General features: G+C 67.5%; 16 protein-coding genes. 9 read left to right on the plus strand and 7 right to left on the minus strand.

From position 1 onward, the window contains the following. Positions 1-110 precede the first annotated feature (110 nt). From ON45_RS03225 to ON45_RS03245, 5 genes are all read right to left on the minus strand, one after another. Complete coding sequence (locus ON45_RS03225; RefSeq protein ID WP_040491868.1) at positions 111-1349, minus strand: MFS transporter; 1239 nt, start codon at positions 1347-1349, stop codon at positions 111-113. Further along, the gene (locus ON45_RS03230; protein WP_040491870.1) at positions 1349-3013 is read right to left on the minus strand and encodes a PEP-utilizing enzyme; all 1665 of its coding nucleotides are present in this window, start codon (positions 3011-3013) and stop codon (positions 1349-1351) included. Before ON45_RS03230 ends, ON45_RS03225 begins: the two co-directional genes overlap by 1 nt. A gap of 252 nt (positions 3014-3265) precedes the next feature. After that, positions 3266-6397 carry a DUF3427 domain-containing protein gene (locus tag ON45_RS03235; RefSeq protein ID WP_040491871.1) on the minus strand — a complete coding sequence of 1044 codons (3132 nt, stop codon included), beginning with the start codon at positions 6395-6397 and terminating at the stop codon, positions 3266-3268. 57 nt (positions 6398-6454) lie between these two features. Continuing rightward, positions 6455-7297, minus strand: coding sequence for a transglycosylase family protein (locus ON45_RS22520; RefSeq protein WP_051062367.1), 843 nt, complete (start codon positions 7295-7297; stop codon positions 6455-6457). Between the two features lie 233 nt (positions 7298-7530). Continuing rightward, positions 7531-7737: a hypothetical protein gene (locus tag ON45_RS03245; RefSeq protein WP_040491872.1), complete on the minus strand. Its 207-nt coding sequence runs from the start codon at positions 7735-7737 to the stop codon at positions 7531-7533. A 131-nt stretch (positions 7738-7868) separates the two neighbouring features. On the opposite strand from ON45_RS03245, the gene ON45_RS03250 reads away from it, so the two are divergent. From ON45_RS03250 to ON45_RS03275, 6 genes are all read left to right on the plus strand, one after another. Continuing rightward, entirely contained in the window at positions 7869-8324 is a 456-nt protein-coding gene (locus ON45_RS03250) for a universal stress protein (RefSeq protein WP_040491873.1), read from the plus strand. Between the two features lie 39 nt (positions 8325-8363). Continuing rightward, the gene (locus ON45_RS03255; RefSeq protein WP_040491874.1) at positions 8364-8801 is read left to right on the plus strand and encodes a hypothetical protein; all 438 of its coding nucleotides are present in this window, start codon (positions 8364-8366) and stop codon (positions 8799-8801) included. A 72-nt stretch (positions 8802-8873) separates the two neighbouring features. Continuing rightward, positions 8874-10013 (plus strand): ABC transporter permease, encoded by a 1140-nt coding sequence (locus ON45_RS03260; RefSeq protein WP_051062368.1) that lies wholly within the window; start codon positions 8874-8876, stop codon positions 10011-10013. Further along, positions 10010-11098 carry an ABC transporter permease gene (locus ON45_RS03265; RefSeq protein ID WP_040491876.1) on the plus strand — a complete coding sequence of 363 codons (1089 nt, stop codon included), beginning with the start codon at positions 10010-10012 and terminating at the stop codon, positions 11096-11098. The genes ON45_RS03260 and ON45_RS03265 overlap by 4 nt, the downstream gene beginning before the upstream one ends. A 4-nt stretch (positions 11099-11102) precedes the next feature. Then, positions 11103-11777: an ABC transporter ATP-binding protein gene (locus ON45_RS03270; protein ID WP_040491878.1), complete on the plus strand. Its 675-nt coding sequence runs from the start codon at positions 11103-11105 to the stop codon at positions 11775-11777. A 78-nt stretch (positions 11778-11855) separates the two neighbouring features. Beyond that, positions 11856-14510, plus strand: a complete 2655-nt coding sequence (locus tag ON45_RS03275) for an adenylate/guanylate cyclase domain-containing protein (protein ID WP_051062369.1) — start codon at positions 11856-11858, stop codon at positions 14508-14510. A 5-nt stretch (positions 14511-14515) separates the two neighbouring features. Here the strand turns inward: ON45_RS03275 and ON45_RS20975 are convergent, their stop codons facing one another. Next, entirely contained in the window at positions 14516-15775 is a 1260-nt protein-coding gene (locus ON45_RS20975; protein ID WP_051062370.1) for a L,D-transpeptidase family protein, read from the minus strand. A gap of 92 nt (positions 15776-15867) precedes the next feature. On the opposite strand from ON45_RS20975, the gene ON45_RS03285 reads away from it, so the two are divergent. Together ON45_RS03285 and ON45_RS03290 are read left to right on the plus strand one after the other, a co-directional pair. Next, positions 15868-17508, plus strand: a complete 1641-nt coding sequence (locus ON45_RS03285) for an MFS transporter (RefSeq protein ID WP_051062371.1) — start codon at positions 15868-15870, stop codon at positions 17506-17508. Next, on the plus strand, positions 17505-18071 hold the full coding sequence (locus ON45_RS03290) for a TetR/AcrR family transcriptional regulator (protein ID WP_040491880.1): 567 nt from the start codon (positions 17505-17507) through the stop codon (positions 18069-18071). Before ON45_RS03285 ends, ON45_RS03290 begins: the two co-directional genes overlap by 4 nt. A gap of 21 nt (positions 18072-18092) precedes the next feature. On the opposite strand, the gene soxR is transcribed toward ON45_RS03290, so the two are convergent. Further along, positions 18093-18584 carry a redox-sensitive transcriptional activator SoxR gene (gene soxR, locus ON45_RS03295; protein WP_051062372.1) on the minus strand — a complete coding sequence of 164 codons (492 nt, stop codon included), beginning with the start codon at positions 18582-18584 and terminating at the stop codon, positions 18093-18095. A gap of 25 nt (positions 18585-18609) precedes the next feature. On the opposite strand from soxR, the gene ON45_RS03300 reads away from it, so the two are divergent. Continuing rightward, the gene (locus ON45_RS03300; protein ID WP_040491881.1) at positions 18610-20262 is read left to right on the plus strand and encodes a Rieske (2Fe-2S) protein; all 1653 of its coding nucleotides are present in this window, start codon (positions 18610-18612) and stop codon (positions 20260-20262) included. The last annotated feature ends 29 nt before the right edge of the window (positions 20263-20291 follow it).

Raw genomic sequence — 20291 nt, forward strand, 5'->3', positions numbered from 1 at the left:
ACGAACAAGTGTACGACAGGGGTGTCACAAGGTTGCTGAAGATGGGAGCTCCAAGCGCCGAAATCGGATGGACCCCGGGCCCGAGCCCGGCCTGTCGCGCAATCAGGCGGTCAATCCGCGGCGACCTCGACGACACGTCGCGGGCGTGCGATCACCGAGGGCAATTGGCTCGTCACGAGGACCGCGGCGACCATGGCGAGGCACGACATCGCCAGCACGATGCGGGTTCCGCCGGCGTCGGCGGTGACGACGGCGGAAATCGTCAGGCTCGTCGTGATGCTGCCGACGTACCGGCTCATCGACAACACGCCTGCCGCGCCGCCGGTGCGTGACATGGGGACCGATTCGAGTGCCGACGACATCAGGTTGGGCGTCGCTGCTCCCAAGCCGAGACCGAACACGGCCAGCGCGACCACGAGCAGTGCCGCGGCCACCGACGGCCCGCCGACGAAGAGTGCACCGACCGCGAGGGATCCCACCGTCAGCCCGATCAGCGTCGGAAGTCGTCGACCATGAGTGTCGCCGGCCCGACCACCAGGCGGGCCCATCACGATCATGCCGATCGTGAGTGCGGACAGACACAGGCCGATCGATCCCGACGGCCACCCGCGAGCATCGAGAATGATCGGGGTCAGCAACAGCAGTGCGTACTGTGCGACCGTCGAGAGCGCCTGGACCGAGAAGCACGCGACGAACACCCGATTGAGGATCCGACCGTCCACCACCCGCGTGTCCGTCGATCGCACCCGTCCGTCGGCGCCATCGTCGCGCGCGTCGGGGACTCGGATGCGCACGGCGATGGCGAGCGCACCGGCGGCGATCGGGATGTTGACGTAGAAGATCGCCTCCCAACCGATCGCCTGTGTCAGGACCCCGCCGATCACCGGCCCCAACGCGGCTCCGGTCCCCAGGACCGAGCCCATCAGACCGAAGGTGCGCCCCTGTTCGTCCGGTGGCGTGATCGCGCGAAGCAGTGCCTGGACGCTCGGTCCCAGAGCGGCAGCGCAGCACGCCTGCAGGGTTCGTGCCACGACGAGCAGCGCGAACGTCGGGACGAGCGCGCCGGCGAGCGACGTGGCGATCAGGCCGACGAGCGCGAACGCGACCGTGCGGCGGTTGCCCAGGGAATCCGAAATCCGTCCGGCGATCGGTTGCCCGATGAGCATCGCGAACAGGTAGACGGTGATCAGGATGCTCGCCGTGCCGGTCGAGATGTCGAACTGTTCGGCGATCGTCGGCAGGGCGACCGCGATCATCGTCGAGTTGAGCGGGACCAGTCCCGCGGCCGCGGCGATGCCGAGGACGGTTGCGACGGACGGCGCGGGCGCAGCCCCCGGTGGCCGGGCCATCAGAGGATCGTGACTTCGCCCTTCGAGCCGTCGATGCGGATCCGGTCGCCGGTCGCGATGCGGTCGGTTGCGTTCACGGTGCCGACGACGGCCGGGAATCCGATCTCGCGCGCCATGATCGCGGCGTGGCAGGCGAAGCTCCCGTGGTCGGTCACGATGCCGCCGACGCGGTGCAACATCGCGTTGAACGCCTCCCCGGTCGACCTCGCCACCAGGATCTCGCCGTCCTCGAGGAGGAGCAGATCCTCCATCTCGTCGATGCGCCGCGCCACCCCCTCGTGAACGCCGACGTTCCCGGGAATCCCGATCACCGTCGAATCGTCACCCGCGGCGGCGTCGAGTTCGCCGAGCACACCTTCGATCAGCAGGCCGACCGCAGCCATCACCCGACCGAGGGCCGGCGGCAGGGCGTCGAGCGGAGGTGGCGGAGGGGGTGGTGGCCCGAGGTGCCGCGGTGCTCCGTCGGCGTTCAGCGCGCGACGGAACTCGGCACGTGCGGCCAGGTCATCGGCGGCAGGACCCGCGCCGTCGAGCAGCGCGATCGTCTCGTCGACCGTGGCGTCCAAGACCTGTTCGCGGTCGTCGAGCGATCCGCGCTCGGCGGCGCGGCGCCCGACCTCGAGCATCGTCAGCCGGAGAAGTCCGATCGCCGCGACGTCGCTGTACAGACCGCGCTCGTCCCGCAGCCGGTAGACGGCGCGGGCCTCGCCCAGCAGTTCGTCGAACTCGTCCTGATGCTCGGAGGGCACATCGGCGCGCAGCCTGGCGGCGACCGCGTCCGACCGTCGGCGGGCTTCCTCGGCATCCGCGTGCAGGCCGGTCGCCAGCTTTCCGAGGATCACGTCGGGCTGTTCCCGAAGCGTCGGTCCGGTGATGTCGAAACCCTCGATCACGCGGTAGTCGACCGAGCGCACGTATTCGTCGACCTCGGGCAGCGCTGCTCGGAGCTGGTCGAGCCGAGCGCTCGCGTCGTCTGCGTCGAGAGCGCCGTCGCCATCGAGCAGTGTTCGCATCTCGTCGTTCGAACGGATCGCCTCGACCGCGTCGACCATCTCCTGCGGAAGCGACCCTGACACCGGTGAGTAGCCGTCGAGCACGCCGAACGCCTCGGTCGGGGGCCGCCCGGTCCAGCCCGCCACGTGGAGGGCGAAGTCTCCGACGGGCATCATCGCGGCGACGTTGAAGCGATGGTGCTGGTACACCATCTCGCTCAGATGGGCGGTGACGCGTCGGAGGTGGTCGGCGAGTTCGTCGTCGGTGAGTGACTCCAACTCGACGTCAGCGAATTCGCGATGTTTCGCGATCGCCTGGGGCTTGCAGATGCTGTCCCAGAGCTCGAGGTCGTGGCGCCACAGTTTGGTCTCGAACGCCTGCCCGGCGATCGATGCGCGCCGTTCGATCTCGGCGCCGATCTGCTCGGGTGTGAGCGGGCCGTCCGGCCCCGGCATGTCGAAGGGTTGCGGCTGGTGGTAGGTGAATCCGTTGATCGATGCCATCGCCAGTCGATCCAACAACACCCCGTACCGGGCGAAGGTTTCGCTAAACCCTCGGTTGAAACCGTCCGGGTACAACTCGTTGAGCGCCGCCGTGGTCACGCACGGCGAGTGCGCCGAGTCCTGCTGCCACGGCCCCGGATTCGGTGTTTCCCACGTGTTCACCTGCATGATGCCCCCTGTTCACTTTGAGTGGTCGACACTACGCCTGAGCGCGAGGGCAACGCCACGAAAAAGTGGTGCTGTGTGTCGCGGTTCACGCGTCGGAACGGTCCGGCGGAATCGACGCGCTGGTGAACGCAGTGCGGCCTCGGAGCTGCGCCGCGCAAGCGAGCTCTTCAGCGGGAACTTGGTTCGACCGGGGAGATACACGAACTGGCGAGGACGTGAAGCGCTGGCGACGCAGCCGCCGATGGCGCTTGTCTAGGCCACGGCAGCGGCGAACTCCTGATATAGGTCGCCGGGGAGCTGATGGGTCAGTTTCCAGGTGATGGCCATCGGTCGTTCACCTTCGTGGCGGACATACGTGGCGGGTCCGAGGAACCAGAAGGAACGATCGTCGGCCCTCATCCGAGCGAACAACAGAATCGAGCGACCCATGGATTGATGATGCTGATAGCGGAGACCGGTCTGACTGTCGGCCCTCGTCGTCGACTGGCTCTCCCAGTGGATGAGCTCGCGACTGATTGCGTAGTCGCGATACCGAGTGGTCGGCGAGAAGCCGCCGCCGCTCTTGTCGAGTGTGAATGCGAGAAGGTCGGTTCCGGCCACCGACGCGTCGTAGACGCCGCTCTGCCATGCGGGGATCTTCGCTCGAGTGCTGTCCGGATCAGCACGGCGGGCCCCGAGCCCGAGCGACGCCAAGATCTCGAGGCGGGTGTAGCGAGCGTGGACCTGCAGTGGGCAGTCCGGGTGTGTTTCGAGCGGGCGATGGACATGATCGACCCGCTCGGCGAGAAGGCCAAACACCTCGAGCAGTTCGCTCCGGACCTGCGGGTGGGACCAGACGGCATCGGTCGCAGCCTGAAGGTCGGTGTCCTTCGCCATCATCTTGTTCTTTCCGACAATTTGGTCAACGAGTGGAGCGATGAGCATGTGGAGCGTCCGGCGGGTTCGGATGTCGAGACGGTTCGCGCGCGGGGCAACAGAACGATTGAGAAGCTCGGTGAGCGTCGTCAGTCGTTGTTGATCGTCGACGTGGAGGAGCCGTCCGACGACTCGACGCAACTTCGCTTCGTGCGGCCCCGCCGGGGCCACTGGAGCGCCTGCGTCCTCGTTCAGATCCGACCATCCCCGATTGCGGTCGTACACATCATCGAGCTCGAGGCCAGATTCGTGGAGGAATTCAGCGAGGTCGATGTCGGGACGCTCGCGACGCAACGAACGAAGTTCGTCGACCTTTCCCGGCCATCGGGTGGGGATCGCTTCGCGGACACTTCGAAGGACGATGCCTTCGGCGACTCGATCGAGGTTCATGTGGCATCCGGTTGGGAGGAAGGGAAAGCGCCGCTCGATCGACTGTTCGAGTTCCCGCCGTGTTCCTCCGAGCAGTGCCCGGTATCGCCGGTCGAAGCGGAACTCGCGGCGATGTGTCCCGACGAAATCGATGACAGTGCAGAAAGCCTTGTCATTGGCTTTTCGTAGTCCACGCCCGAGTTGTTGGAGGAACAGCGTCGGACTTTCGGTCGGACGGAGCATGAGGATGGTGTCCACATCGGGTACGTCGACGCCTTCGTTGAACAGGTCGACCGAGAACACGATGCTCACGTCGCCGTTGCGAAGACGCGCCAGGGCCTGGTGGCGTTCGTCGTGCGGTGTTTCGCCCGACACCGCGACCGCAGGGATGCCGCTGCGCTCAAAGTGGTCCGCCATGAACTCCGCATGTGCGACGCTGACGCAAAATCCAAGACCGCGCATCGTCGCTACCTCGACGTGGTCATCGACCTGTTTCACGACGAGGCGCGCCCACGCGTCGTTGCTCGTGTACAGGTTGCTCAGGGAGGTGACGTCGTATCCATGGCCGCGCCGCCACGGGACGTCGTTCAGATCGGTGTCATCGTGGACGCCGAAGTAGACGAACGGTGCCAGATGCTGCTGGTCGATGGCATCCCAGAGCCGCAACTCGGCGGCGATACGGTCGTCGAACCAGTGCAGGATCGGGAGCCCGTCGCTGCGTTCCGGTGTGGCGGTGAGGCCGAGCAACTGCATCGGTTGCAGATGGTCGAGAACCTTCGCGTACGAGGTGGCTGCGGCGTGGTGGAACTCGTCAACGATGACGACGTCGAAGTGGCTGGGTTCAAGCAGATCGAAGTCTGCAGCGTTGAGGCTCTGGATCGATGCGAACACGTGGTCGTAGCGCGATGGTCGCGCTCCGCCGACCCACTTTTCACCGAAGGTCGCGTCACGCAGCGCGTGGCGGAAGGTGGCAATGCTTTGGTCGAGGATCTCCTCCCTGTGGGCGATGAACAGCAGGCGCGACCGGGACATCGTTTGCCGAAGGCGCCCGTAGTCCACTGCTGCCATGACGGTCTTGCCGGTGCCAGTTGCCGAGACAAGCAGATTGCGGCGGCGGCCCTTCTCACGGGAGACGGCGAGGAGCTCGAGCAGCCGCTCCTGAAACGGATGAGGACGCAGTTCGATTGGACTGAGGATGACGTGGGGCCCGTTCTCCACTCGACCCTGTTGCTCAGCGTGGTCGTCAAACTGAGTCGAGTCATAGTCGACGAAGTCGCCGTTGGACCAGTAGCTGTCGAACACAGCATCGAATTTCGAAACCACGTCCGGGTTCCGTGCCCCCGATGCCCGCACATTCCACTCGATCCCCGTGACCTGAGCCGACATCGTGAGGTTCGACGAGCCGATGTATGCCGTCGAGAATCCGGTCCCTCGGTGAAAGACCCACGCCTTGGCGTGGAGTCGGGTGGTCGTGACGTCGTACGAGATGCGGATATCCGCACCCAGCCCGGCGAGCTTGTCGAGGGCCGCCCGCTCGGTCGACCCTGTGTAGATGGTGGTGAGAATGCGCAGCGACTTTCCGGCTGCGCAGTGCTGTGTCAGTGCATCGACAAGCGGGCGGATGCCGCTGAGTCGGATGAATGCCATGACGACGTCGATTCGTTCCGACGACTCGATCTCGGAGATCAGCTGGTTCCACAAGCTCGGCTCGCCCGTTGCGTTGGTGAGCAGAGTGGTGTCGAGCAACGGGATGAGGGGTGACCCCATGGGTGCAGGCGTGCCATCTGGCCGGGTACCGAGGATCGCGTGAAGGATGGTTGCCGGACTGATGGGCAGGTCCTGCGGTTCTGTTTGGGTGAGCTCGCTCAGGCGAGTGAGAAGGTCACGCGCGACCGCGATGCCGACTTCGAGCCGCTGATCGTCCCGAACGTCACGTAGGGCGCGTTCGATCTGTCTGGACAGGTGTTGAGCGATTCGGTCGGGGGCCTCGGCGGTGTGGAGATCGCGTCTGTCGATCGTGAGCGGTTCGAGAGACGCGAGTCGCCCGGCGAGGTCAGCCGTGACGAGCGACTCGTAGAGCCCCGGTTCAACTTCGCCCACGAGACGGCAATGTAGACGCTGGTCGACTGCGCGCAGACCGTCGGATCTACCAACCGATCAGCGGAGATGGCGGCCGCAGTGCGGCCACGGCGCCGAACCGCGCTCGTGCCAGAGGGCGAGAGCCATCGCGTCCTGGTCGGCGGGCGCGGCGGCGGCGGGGTCGGTACCGACGAGGTCGGGTGCATGACGACCGGCGACCGAGTCCCAGGTCGACCGGTTGAACTGGTACGCACCGCGGTAGGTCCCGGACGGATTCGTGATCGTGTAGTCGCCCCCCGCTTCGCAGTCGCGCAGCGCGGCCCATGCCTCCGCCGACGGGCCCGGCGGGAGCACCGGCTCGGGCAGGTTGTCGGCGGGAAGCTCGGCGAACTCGACCGCGTCCCGGTGGGCGCGCGCGGTCGCCGCGCCGTACCAACCGTCCGCCGACACGCCCAACGCCTCCTGGAGCGCCTCGACCCGCGGGCTGCGCTCGTCCCACTCGTAGGAGTCGGTGAGGAGCGCGGTGAGCGGATCGACCGCCGGTTCCGGAGCGGGCTCGGGTTCCGGCTCCGGTACAGCCGGGGTCACCCGCTCGAGCTTCGGCTCGGCGACCGAGACGGTCACGACCTCGGGCTCAACAGAGGGCTCGGTGGTCGACACATCGTCGTCGGGGGCAGCTGGAGCGAACTCGGTCACGGCCGCGATCCCGGCCGCGTCGACGAGGCGGGTCGGCGTCGCGGGAGCGGAGGTGAACTCGACGGTGGCGGCGGAGTACGCCGGTTCGCCGTTCGAGTCACCGTCCCACGCGTGGGCGACGAGCGGCGTCGCGCCGATCGTGGCGACCGCCAGCGCGAGCGCGCCGATCGATCGGAAGGGGGTGCGAGGCGCGCGGGGGCGTCCAGAAGGGGATCGGGGGGTCATCACAGTCCTCGGCGCGGGGGACCGGACGGTCCGCACGGCGCAGCGGGTCGGGCCAAGAATGGCCGGGCCTGGTGGTCGGGACCGCCCATGTTACGAACAGATGACGAAAACCGGGCGCGAGGCGCCGGTTTCGTCCGGAACCCGTCCGCCACCGGGACCTGGCGTCGGGTCGATGTTGCGCCGATGATCTTCGGCGAGGTCCGCGCCCGAGTCCGCTGACCGCGCGGTCGACGTCAGGAATCGGCGGTGTCGGAGTTCCCCATCACCTGGGTCACGATCTCCTCGCTGTGCGAGAGCAGATCCTCGAACGACGCGAGGTCGTGGGTCGGATCGATCGGTGACGCCGTCGCACCGAACCTGCGCATCGCCGCCTCATGCCCACCGGGATAGCGACCGAGCCACGGACGCAGGAGTTCCTCGGCGTGATCGTGCTGGTCCACCCGCCGCAACACCGAGGCCCTCGTCGGAACTCACCCGCTCACTTTTGCACGTCGTGGAGGTCGCGAGACCCGACGGAAACGCCGAGAATGGGAATCCGAGGAGATCGCGTCCCGCCTGGCAGAATCGGACCATGGCATCGATCGTCCTGCTCTGTACCGACGGCTCCGACGTGTCGATCGAGGCCCTGCGCAAGTCGCTCCCGCTGCTCGCTCCCGCGGACCGGACGATCCTCGTCACGGTCGAGTCACCGGTCGACGCCGAGAAGACGACGGGAACCGGGTTCGCCGGCCGTCGATCGTCCCCCGAGTTGGCCGAACAGATCGAGACGAGCGGAGATCGTCAGGCGAAGGAGATCCTCGACTCCACGGCCGACGCGCTCGGGCTCGACGACCCGGAGTTGATGTGTGTCGTCGGCGCGCCGGGTGAGGCGATCTGCACGCTGGTCACCTCGCTTCCGGCGTCGGTGGTCGTGATCGGCAACAGCGGGCGCAGTGGTCTCCGTCGTGCCGTGATGGGCTCGACGTCGGACTACATCGTGCGCCACTCTGCGTGCCCCGTTCTGGTCCAAGCCGTCGGCCACCGTTGATCACCGACGGCGACTCCGCGGAGTCGTACTGTGTCGCACATGACGAATCAATACGCCGCGCCGGTCCGGCGACCGGGAGCGGTCACCTTCATCGGTGCGATCCTCTACATCCAGGCGTTCATGGCCGTGGTTGCGCTCCTGACGATGTTGATCTGGCGGGGTTCGGTGCTCGACTACCTCGAGAAGGAGGGGTCGCCGATCTCCGGCGCCGCGTACAACGGCACGCTCATCGCCGAAGGGATCATGGCCATTCTGCTGTTCTTCGTCGCGACCGGGATCATGCGCGGGAATCGAGGCGTCCGCTTCCTCGTCGCCATCGTCCAGGGCATCTCGATGGCGGCGGCCATCTACGGCCTCACCGCCCATCACGTCGGCGGCTACGTCTACCGCTCGGTGTTCAGCCTGTTCGTCGGGGTGTTCGTGCTGTGGGCGCTCTACGGCAACCGGGAGTCCGACGAGTACTTCCACCAGCACTGAACCTGATTTGGCTGTCGATGTCGCGCACGACTGGACGCGCGGCTCGAATGGGCTGAACAATCCGCTCGATCCATGTTCCTCGCGCTCAAAGAGATGTCCCGGGCCAAGACCCGCTTCGGCCTGCTCGTCGCGGCGATCGCGCTGCTGGTCTTCCTCATCCTGTTCCAGCAGTCGCTGCAGAACGGGCTGATCACCGGGTTCGTCGGCGCAATCCGAAACCAGAACGCACCCGTCCTCGTGTACTCGGTCGATGGCCAGCGGGTCATCCAGGGCAGCATCATCACCCCCGATCTCGAAGCCGAAGTCCGTGACGTCGACGGGCTCGGCACCGTCGGGCGACTCGGTCAGGGGACGTTCACGGCGACGTCGACCACCTCGTCGGGCGACTCGCTGGATGCGACGATCCTCGGCTACGAACTCGGCGACGACGGCCAGGGACTCGGCGCGCCGAGCGAGCTGGTCGACGGACGGTATCCCAGCGGTGAACTCGAGGCGGTGGGGAGCACGGGAGGCGACGACGCGTTCGCGGTCGGCGACACCGTGGTACTCCAACCCGGTGGCTTCGAGATCGAGATCGTCGGTGTGGCCGACGACATCCAACTGAACGTGTCACCGACCCTGTTCGTCTCGTACAGCACCTGGTCCGACGCCGTGCAGTCCGTCAACCCCGACGCCGGCGAACCGCTCCCGAACGTGATGGTTGCGGCGCCCGCCGAGGGCGTCACGGCGGACCAACTCGTCACCGACATCAACGACCGCTCGCTCGACCTCGACGCCCTGACCCGCGACGACGCCGCGTCCGAGACGCCCGGCGTCGCCCAGGTGCAGCAGTCGTTCCAGCTGATCTTCCTCCTCTACGGGCTCGTCGTGCCGTGCGTGACCGGGCTGTTCTTCCTGATCGTCACCCTCCAGAAGGCCGACGCGCTCACGCTCCTGCGTGCGATCGGCGCGCCCGCCAAACGATTGGTCGCGTCGCTCCTGATCCAGGTCGTGCTGATGATCGGCGGCGGCCTCGTCATCGGCACCGCCCTGTACTTCCCGCTCACCGTGACCGGACTCGGTGGACTCGAGCTCCGATTCGAGACGGGTGCGGTGCTGTTCTGGTCGATCCTGCTGCTGACGCTCGGCGTCGCCAGTTCGCTCGTCGCCGCGCGCCGGGTGCTGCGGATCGACCCGATCGAGGCGACGACCGGGGCGGGGGTCGGCGCGTGAAACTCGCCCTGAAGGAACTCCGCCGACGGCCGGGACGCTTCGCGACGGCGACCGTGATCCTCACCCTGATCGCGGTCCTGCTGATGTTCCTCGGCAGCCTGCTCGACGGGTTGATCGCCTCCTCGACCGGAGCGATCCGCGCGCAGGACGCCGACGCGATCGTGTACTCGGCCTCGGCGCAGGCGTCGTTCCAGCGCAGCCGGATCGAGCCCGACATCCGCAGCGCAGTGGAGTCGGTCGACGGGGTCGACGAGGTCGGTGGACTCGGTGTGGTCCAACTCGGTGCCCGCGTCCCGGGCAACGGTCCACGTGACCTGGCCAACGTCGCGCTGTTCGGATACGAACTCGCGCCCGACGGCGTGCCCGAGCCCCCGGCCGACGGTGAGGCCTACGCCGACGAGGTGCTGAAGGCCGACGGCGTCGAGGAGGGGATGACGATCGAGATCGGCCCGGCGCGCACCCCGGTCGACGTGATCGGGTTCGTGTCGGACACCAGCTTCAACGGCCAGGGCGGACTGTGGGCGTCGGAGGCGACCTGGCGGTCGACCCTCGCCGAGAACCGTCCCGATGCCCAGCTCGCCGACGGCGTCTGGCAGGCGCTCGTCGTGCGCGGTGATGTCGAACCGGGAGCGATCGACTCCGCGACCGACGGAGCGACCGACAGCTACACGGTCGACGGGGCGGTCAACGCGATTCCTGGCGTGTCGGAGCAACAGGGCACCTTCAACCAGATCATCGGCGTGACGATCGCCGTGGCGCTGGTGGTGATCGGGCTGTTCTTCGCGTTGATCACGGTCGAACGGGTCGGTCTGTACGGCGTGCTCAAGGCGCTCGGGGCGAAGTCGTCGACGATCTTCGGTGGGCTCCTGGTGCAGGCGGTGGTCGTGACCTTGATCGCGGCATCCGTCGCGGGCGCGCTGGTCGTGTTGCTCGACGTGGTGATCCCACCCGGGTCGATCCCGATCGCGGTGTCGATCGGCTCGATCGTGTCGAGCGCGGCGCTGTTGTTGCTGGCCGCCGTGATCGGTTGCTCGTTCTCTCTCCGCCGGGTCCTCAAGGTCGACCCGGCCTCAGCCATCGGATGAACCCATGAATGCTCTGGAACTGACCGACGTCCGCAAGGTGTACACGATGGGCGACGGCTCCGACGTCGTCGCACTCGACCGCTCCAACCTCACCGTCGCCGAGGACGAGATCATCGCGCTCGTCGGTCCGTCGGGATCGGGGAAGACGACCTTGTGTTCGATGGCGGGCGGGATCCTGTCGCCGACCGAGGGCCGCATCGTGGTCGCGGGGGAGGATATCTCCGACTACGGCGACAAGGAACTCACGAAGTTCCGCCAGGAGTCGATCGGCTTCGTCTTCCAGTCGGTCAACCTCGTGCCGTTCCTGAACGCCAAGGAGAACCTGACGGTCGTCGACGAGCTCGGCGCGCGCACCGGCAAGGAAGCGCAGCGTCGCGCCGATGACCTGCTCGGCGAACTCGGACTCGGCGACCGGAAGCAGAACATGCCGTCGCAGCTGTCGGGTGGTCAACGTCAACGGGTGGCGATCGGACGCGCCTTGATGAACGACCCGAAGCTGGTGCTCTTCGACGAGCCGACGTCGTCGCTCGACACCGAACTCGGCGAGCAGGTGATGGAGCTGATCCGCACCGAGATGAAGCGGCGCGGGACCGCCGCGATCGTCGTCACCCACGACGAACGGATCACCGAGTTCTGCGACCGCAGCGTCCACATCGTCGACGGTCGACTCGAATCCTGACACTCCGGCGCCCGCCGTCGGCGTGCTGCGATTCGCCGGGGTATGACATTCTGAGCACGTGCAGACGGGCGGGCCGAGGTGAAGACGTTCCTGTTCACCGACATCGAAGGTTCCACGCGCCGCTGGGAGCTGGACCCCGACGGGATGCGCGACGCGCTCGAGATGCACGACACGGTGATCCTCGACGCCATCGAGAGCCACGGCGGACATCAGTTCAAGCACACGGGAGACGGAGCGGCAGCGGCGTTCGACTCGGCGTCCGACGCGGTCGCGGCGGCGATCGCGGCGCAGCGGACACTCGAACTCCCGGTACGCATGGGGCTCGCGTCCGGAGATGCCCAGTGGCGTGACGGCCAGTACTTCGGGTCTGCCGTCAACCGCGCCGCCCGGGTGATGTCGGCCGGTCACGGACGACAGATCCTGCTGGCGGATTCGACGGCCGCGCTGGTCGACACCGCGACGTACATCGACCTCGGTGTCCACACGTTGCGTGACATCTCGACCCCGATGAGGCTGACGCAGGTGGCCGTCGACGGCCTTCCCGTCGACTTCCCGTCCCTGCGGACCGTCGGCGTCACGCGTGGGAACCGGGTCGCTCCCACCTCGCGGCTCGTCGGTCGCGCCGCTCAGCTCGCTGCCCTGGTGGACACGGTGCGCAATCAGCAGCTCGTCACCCTCACCGGTCCCGGTGGGGTCGGCAAGACACGGTTGTCCAACGAGGTCGCCGACGTGATCGCCGACGAGTTCGCCGACGGAACGTGGATCGTCGAATTGGCGGCCACGAGCTCGTCACACGCCGTGCCCGCGTTGGTCGCCGACGCGCTCAACGTCACCGTCGAGGCCGACGTCTCGCCCACCGACAGCATCCTCCATTCCCTCGCCGGGCGGACCATGTTGATCCTGCTCGACAACTGCGAGCACGTGCTCCCCGGCGTCCAGGTCCTGGCCGACGCCATCCGCCAGAGCACCGCCACGGTCACGATGATCGCGACCTCGCGCGAGAACCTCGGGATCGCCGGTGAGCGGGTCTGGCCCGTCCCTCCGCTCGAGGTGGGGGTGGACCCCGAGTCCGAGGCCGTCGCGCTGTTCATCGAGCGCGCCCGGGCCGTCAATCCGCACTTCGACTCGGTTCTCGGCTCCGACGATCTCGCGACGATCGCCTCGATCTGCCGCGACCTCGATGGTCTGGCCCTCGCGATCGAACTCGCTGCCGCGCGGACGGTGTCGATGACCCCGCACGATCTCGCACAGCGTCTCGACCACCGGTTCCAGCTGCTGTCGCGGTCGCCGAGTCCCATCGCGGCCGGACACCACCGGACGCTCTACGACACGGTCGGGTGGTCGTACGACCTGCTCGACGACGACGAGCGGAGATTGCTCGCGCGGTGCTCGGTGTTCGCGAGCGGATTCGAACTCGAGTCGGTGCGCGCGGTCGCCGAGTCCGACGGGTGGGGTGAGTACGAGCTGCTGGATTTCCTCGACTCCCTGACGCGCAAGTCGCTGCTCGTGGTGGACCTGAACAAGGACCGGACCCGGTATCGCCTGCTCGAGACGATCCGGCAGTTCGCCGAGGAGCGGCTCGACGACTTCGGACAGACCACGCTCACCCGTCGCGCGCACGCCGAGTACTTCGCCGGGTGTTCTCAGGCGATGTGGGAGGTGTGGAACGGATCCGATCAGCTCCGGGCGATCGATTGGGTCGACGTCGAGTTCGCGGAGCTGCGCGCCGGTTTCCGGTGGGCGACCGATCACGGCGAGATCGAGACGGCGGCACGCATCGCGAGCCACACGGCGATGCTCTCGTTCGTCATCCTGCGACTGGAGCCCGTGTCGTGGGTCGACGAGATCGTGGAGCCGGCAACGGCGGCCGATCTGCCACAACTGCCGCGGGTGCACACGGCCGCGTGCGTTGCTGCACTCGCCGGCGGCCACCAGGACGCGGTCGACCACGCGCGGGTCGCGATCGAGCTCGAGGCCGATCCGTGGCGCGATCCGTTCGAGCAGGGCTGGAGTCTGTTCTGGGAGGCGATCGGTCATCGCTACCTCGGCGACCTCGACCGGTGGTTCGGCATCTGCGAGCGGCTGTCCGAGGAGGACGGTCTCGCGCGCATCATCGGCCGATGCGGATTGCTCGGAACGCTCGCGGGTGTCGGGCGTCAGGACGAGGCGATGGCGATCTCCGACTCCATCGTCCGCGAGACGAAGGCCTTCGGCACTCCGTTCTGGATCGCGTGGGCCCGCGCCTCGTGGGGGCGTGCTCATGCGTCGCGCGATCCCGTCGCCTCGCTGGCCGCGCTCCGCGCATGCCTCGACTACACGCGGGAGTATCGCATCGACTACATCGGCGTCATCGTCCTGCGCGAGATCGCCGCGTTGGAGGGCACTCACGGTGGGCTCGCCGAGGCGATCGAGAAGTTCGCGACCGTGATCGACCGCTATCGCGTGTCCGGGAATCGTGCGAGTGCCGCCACGCTGCTCGGCGACATCACCGTCATGTTCGGGCAGCTGGGGAGGCCCGAGGTCGCGGCCACGGTGTACGGCACGAGCGTCCCGCTCGGCTTCAGCATCGCCGAACACCTGCCGCCGATGATCGATCGGCTCCGCGAGGAGTTGGGCGACGAGCGGTTCGACGAGTGCGTCAACGCCGGTTCCGCGATGCCGTTCGTCGAGGCGATGGCGTACACACGTCGTGTCCTCGACGTGGCGGCCGAACAGTTCGCCGCCGACGGCTGAGTCGATCAGCCTCCGGCAGCGGCTGCCGGAGCAGGTGCGACCGTCGTGGCCGGAGCGACCGTGGTGGTCGTCGTCGTGGTCGTGGTGGTCGGCCGTTGCGTGGTGGCCGGGGCGACCGTGGTGGTGGTCGTGGTGGTCGTCTCGGGCAGCGTGGTGGTCGTCGTCGTGGTGGCCGACGGGTCCGGGTAGTCGAACGAGGGGAGCGACTCGCGCTCGGACACGTCCTCGGGCTCGTCCTCGCCGTTCCAGACCAGGATCTGGTCACCGAGTTCGATCACGTCCTGGAAGTACTCCGAGATGTGCATCGGGATCCGGACGCAACCGTGCGACGCCGGCTCGAGCGGAACGTTCAACGCGCCGTGCACGGCGATGCCGTAGTTGAAGTACACCGGGTCCCACATGGCGCCGAGCGGGCTCACCCGCGTCCCGGTGACCGCACGCTCGTACTCGAAGACTCCGCCGGGAGTCTTGGCCAGGGCGCAGATCGCCTTCGTCACCGGCTCCTCGAGCTCACGGCCCTGGGCGTCGGTGTCGTAGGTGGCTTCCTCGCAGTACTCGGCGGGCTCGCCCTCGGCGTCGAGTTCGCCCGTGGAGATGTGCGTGATGAGGACGGGGACGTCCTTCTCGAAGGCGATCATGACCTGTTCCTCGAGGTACACCTCGGTGTGGTCGGCCTGACCGTTCGTGGAGCGTCGCGGCTGGATGTTCACGCGGCCCATCAGGGCCTCCCACGTGGCCTGGTCGATGACGCCGTCAGCCTCGGCACGCGGCGTCTGGAGCACGAGCTTCTCGAACGCCCACACCGACTGCGTGGTCATCAGACCGAAGACGCCGTCGGCCGGACCCGGGTCGAAACCGAGCTCGGTGAGCCGCTCCTGGACCGCCTTCACCTCGGGTCCCTGGACGCCCTGGAACAGGGTTGTGCTGAGCGGCGGGATCGGCGCGGTGGTGGAGGAGGGCGGCGTCGTGGTGGTCGGATTCGCGGTACTCGCGGGAACGAACGGCGCGACGGTTGCGGACGGCGGCAGCTGAGCCTCTTCGTCATTTCCCGCCGCGCCCACGACACCCACTCCGACGATGACCGCGATCAGCGCCGTGGCGGCGATGATCGGAGCGCGTGTGACCGCACCGGCATCGCCGGAGCGAGTCGACTGCGAGGCGCGTCGGACGGAGGAGGGTCGTTCTTCGATGGCATCATCGTAATGGTTGGACGGCTCGTCGCTACGTCGGTTTCGTACGTGTTTGCCTGCTGTGACGAGTACCACCCGAAGGAGTGGAACGTTGACGTATCGGAGCGATACGGGTACGTTCCGTTGGCCCGAATCCGCCTCGGATCCGTCGAACCCCCTGGAGAATCATGTCGACCGTCGTCCCCGACGCCGCCCCCGAAGTTCCGCTGCACGAGCAGCCCGAGATCCACGCCCGACGCTGGTTCCTCCTCGGCATCATGTGCCTCAGCCTGGTCATGGTGGTCATGGCGGTGTCAGGGCTCAACGTCGCGATTCCCTCGATCCAACGCTCGCTCGACGCGTCGTCGAGCGATCTGCAGTGGATCGTCGACTCGTACGCGATCATCTTCGCCGGACTGCTCCTGTCGGCCGGTGCGATCGGCGACCGGTTCGGTCGCAAACGCGCCCTCCAGGGCGGTCTCGTGCTGTTCGGGCTCGGATCGTTGCTCGGCACCTTCGCCGACTCCGTCGAGCTGGTCATCGTGTCGCGCGCCGTGATGGGCGTCGGGGCCGCGTTCATCATGCCCGCCACCCTCTCGATCATCTCGGCCGTCTTTCCACCGCACGAGCGGTCCAAGGCGATCGCCGTGTGGGCCGGTTTCGCCGGAGCGGGTGGGGCGCTCGGCCCGCTCGTCGTCGGATTCCTGCTCACCGATTGGTGGGTGTTCCCGGCGTATTGGTGGGGCGCCGCGTTCCTCTTCAACGTCGTGACCGTCGCGATCGTGCTGACCGCCGTCACGATCTGGTCGCCGCGTTCGAAGGACGATGAAGCGACCCCGCTCGACCCCGTCGGCGCAGTGCTTTCGATCGTCGGGCTCGCCGCGCTCCTGTACGGAATCATCGAAGGTCCGGTCAAGGGGTGGACGAGTGTCGAGGTGCTCGCCGGATTCGCGATCGCGGTGGTCGGCCTCGTCGGCTTCGTGTTCTGGGAACTCCGCGCCGAACACCCGATGCTGCCGATGCGCTTCTTCCGAAACGGTGGTTTCTCGCTCGGGTCGGGAGTCATCACGTTCGCCTTCTTCGTGATGTTCGGCTTCTTCTTCCTGGTGACGCAGTTCCTGCAGTTCGTTCGTGGGTACTCGCCGCTCGATGCCGGTGTGGCCACGCTGCCGCTTGCAGCCGCGCTGATCGTCGTGTCGCCGCGGAGCGCGCTGCTCGCGGAACGACTCGGGGCGAGCCGTGTGATGGGCGTGGGCTTCGGATTCGTCGCGCTCGGTTTCGGAGTGTTCACCCAGGTCGACGCCTCGTCGAGCTACCTGTGGATCGCCCTCGGACTCGTCCTGCTCGGAATCGGCATGGGGATCACGGTCGCGCCGGCGACCGGCTCGATCATGGCGGCCGTCCCGCTCAACAAGGCCGGGGTCGGGTCGGCGGTCAACGACACGACGCGCGAGGTCGGTGGTGCGCTCGGCATCGCGGTACTGGGCTCGATCGCCAACTCGGCCTATCGCAGCGGGGTCGACGCCGATCTGCTGGTCGGGCTCCCCGAAGCGGCTGCCGATGCCGCATCCGAGGGCGTCGGAGCCGCGATCCAGATCGCCTCCGACCCGAGGCTTCCCGCGCAGGCTGCCGACGCGCTGCGCGCCGGGGCGCAAGGTGCATTCTCCGACGCGTTCAACACGTCGCTCGGCGTCGCCGGTGTCGTCGCCTTCGTGATCGGGATCCTGGTGCTCGTGGTCGGCCGGCGAACCGACGAGATCGTGGAGGACGTCGACTCCGAACCGGACGATGTCGCGCTCGCTGACGCTGGACCCGACGGAGCGTCGTGACTTCCCGCAGCGTCGATCCGCGCGTCGAACGCTCGCGGCAGCTGATCTGTTCGGCGGCGATCGACGAGATGGCCGAGGTCGGCTACGGCGCGATGACGATCGAGTCGATCGCGAAACGTGCCGGGGTCGGCAAGGCGACCGTCTACCGACACTGGGATGGCAAGCTCGACCTGGTCGAGTCGGCGTTGGACCTCGTGAAGGCGGACATGGTCGTGCCCGCCGACGGCTCGACGCGCGATCGACTCGTGGTGATGCTGACGTGGTTGGCGGAGTTCCTTGCCGGTGACTCGAGCGCGTCGGCATGCCTTCCCGCTCTCGTCAGCGCCGCGCAGTACGACGACTCGGTGCGCGATTTCCACCACCGGTTCGGTGCGGAACGGCGCCAGGCATTCATCGACGTCATCGACGAGGGATGCGCAACGGGGGAGATCGATCCGTCGCTCGACGCGCGGCTGGTCGCCGAGACACTCGTCGGGCCGCTCTTCCACCGCCGGATGTTCACGCCGGATCCGTATCCGCCCGACGAGGTCGCAGCGATCGTCGACCTCGTCCTCCCGACCTGAGGCCGAGCGCGCGAACCGGTGTCAGTCGACGCTGGAGCGGTCGCCGAGGAGCCAACGGGGACCGCTGCCCAGCTGGCCGGCTTCGTCGTCGAGGTTGTAGATCTCGCACGTGTCGAGGCTGAGGCAGCCGCAGCCGATGCAGCCGTCGAGCTTCTCGCGCATTGCTTCGAGCAGCGCGATCCGTTCGTCGATGAGCGGCTTCCACCCGCGCGCGAGCTTCGCCCAGTCGCGTCGGTTCGGTGTGCGCGACGCCGGAAGCGTGTCCAGTGCGTCGCGGATCTCGCTCAGGCTGAGTCCGACGCGCTGGGCGACCTTGATGAAGCTCACGCGGCGGAGCGCGTCGGCGCGGAACCGGCGGTGTCCCGACTCGTTGCGTTCGGACGTGATCAGCCCGTGTTCCTCGTAGAAGCGGATCGCCGACGTCGCCAAACCTGCCCGACCGGCCAACTCCCCGATCGTGAACACCCGAGCGTTCCCCGAGGCCGTCTCCGGCGACGTGTTGACTTCAACCATTGTTGAAGTTTTACCGTTGGCCGACATGAACGCAACCGACCTCGAGACCGAACCCGTCACCCGACTGTCCGACTTCCCCGAGGGGTCGATGAAGATGGTCAAGGTCGACGGCCAACGGGTGTGCCTGGTCCGCACCGCGTCGGGCGTCCACGCGCTCGACCATGCCTGCCCACACGAGGGATACGGCCTGACGCAGGGCGTGCTGGACGGCGAAACGCTGACGTGCGCCTGGCACAACTGGAAGTTCCGCGTGAGCGACGGAGCCTGCGTGCTCGGCGAGGAGAACGTCCAGACCCACGGCGTGACCGTCGACGACGAGGGAGGCGTGCGGGTGACGCTCAACCGACCGGACCCCGCCGAGGTGCGGGTGCGGGTGACGGAGAGCCTGCGGCGCGGGATCGAACGGGACTACGTCGGTCAGGTCTCACGTGACGTGGTCCGTCTGCTGCGCGCCGACGAGCATCCCGGTGAACTCATCTGGCAGGGCATCGCTCACGGGGCGCCGCGCGGCGAGTTCGGCTGGGGACATTCGATCGCCTCGGCCACCGACTGTCTGTCGATGATCGACCTCTACGACGGTGACCAACGCGCGTTGCCGATCGTGCAGGGGATCGCCGGCATCGCCGAAACGCAGCGGTACCGACCGGTGCAGGTCCTGCCCGATCCGGCGACCGATCCGCGCACGATCACCGCGCCGGCGTTTCGCGCCGCCGTCGAAGCCGAAGCGCTCGGCGAGGCGCAATCGCTCCTGCGGGGAGCGATCCACCGCGGCGACACCGCCGACGATCTCCGCCCGTGGTTCACACAGATCGTCAGCGATCACCACCTGTCCTACGGGCACGCCGCGATCTACGGCCAGAAGGCGTTCGAGTTGCTCGACATGATCGGCTGGGAACGCGCCGACACGGTGCTCCCGCACCTCGTTCCGACGATCGTGTACGGCACCCGCGAGGACGGCCTGCCGTACATGCGGCCGTTCATGAAAGCCATGGCGGACGTCGACCTCGGTTCGCTCACCCGCGTGGAGGCCGACCCCGGATGGTCGGACGACGGCCGGTTGGAAGCCGCGATCCTGGGGCGTGATCGCGTCGCACCGGTCGCCGCCGTCACGACCGCGTTGCGCGAGGGAGCGGGGGTGGACGGGGTCCTCGACGTCGTCGTCGACGCGGTGAGCGAGCGGATGCTCCGGTACGACTTCGATGGCGAGTTCGACTTCGACGACGACTTCGGCTGGCTCGACATCACCCACGGGATCACCTACGCCCACGCGATCCGATGGCACCACCACCACGTCGACCGGGCCGATCCATCGCTCTCGGAGGACCTCGTGCGACTCGCCTACTTCTCGGCGTTCCTCGGCTACTGGACCGGCCGCCACGAATGGCACACCCACGTCGGTGATCGCCACGACGTTGCACCGCTGTCCACCGACGTTGGAACCTACGGCGACGAACTCCAGCGCCAGTCCCAGACCGACGGGACGACCGCGTTCATCGTCCATGCTCACGCGGTCAAGACGTCGCGGGCAGCGGCACTCGAGGCGCGACGTCGCGACACGGCGCTTCCGCTCGACGCCGTCTCGCTGTTCCTCAACGCGCCGAAGCTCGAGCGATTCGTCGCCGCCACCGTCCACCGCTCCATCGACTTCCTCGCCGGCCGCGCCCCACGCGACACCTGAACCATCCGGTGTCAGACACCGGATGGTTC

Source organism: Ilumatobacter nonamiensis YM16-303 (genome assembly GCF_000350145.1).
GTDB classification, from domain to species: Bacteria; Actinomycetota; Acidimicrobiia; order Acidimicrobiales; family Ilumatobacteraceae; genus Ilumatobacter_A; species Ilumatobacter_A nonamiensis.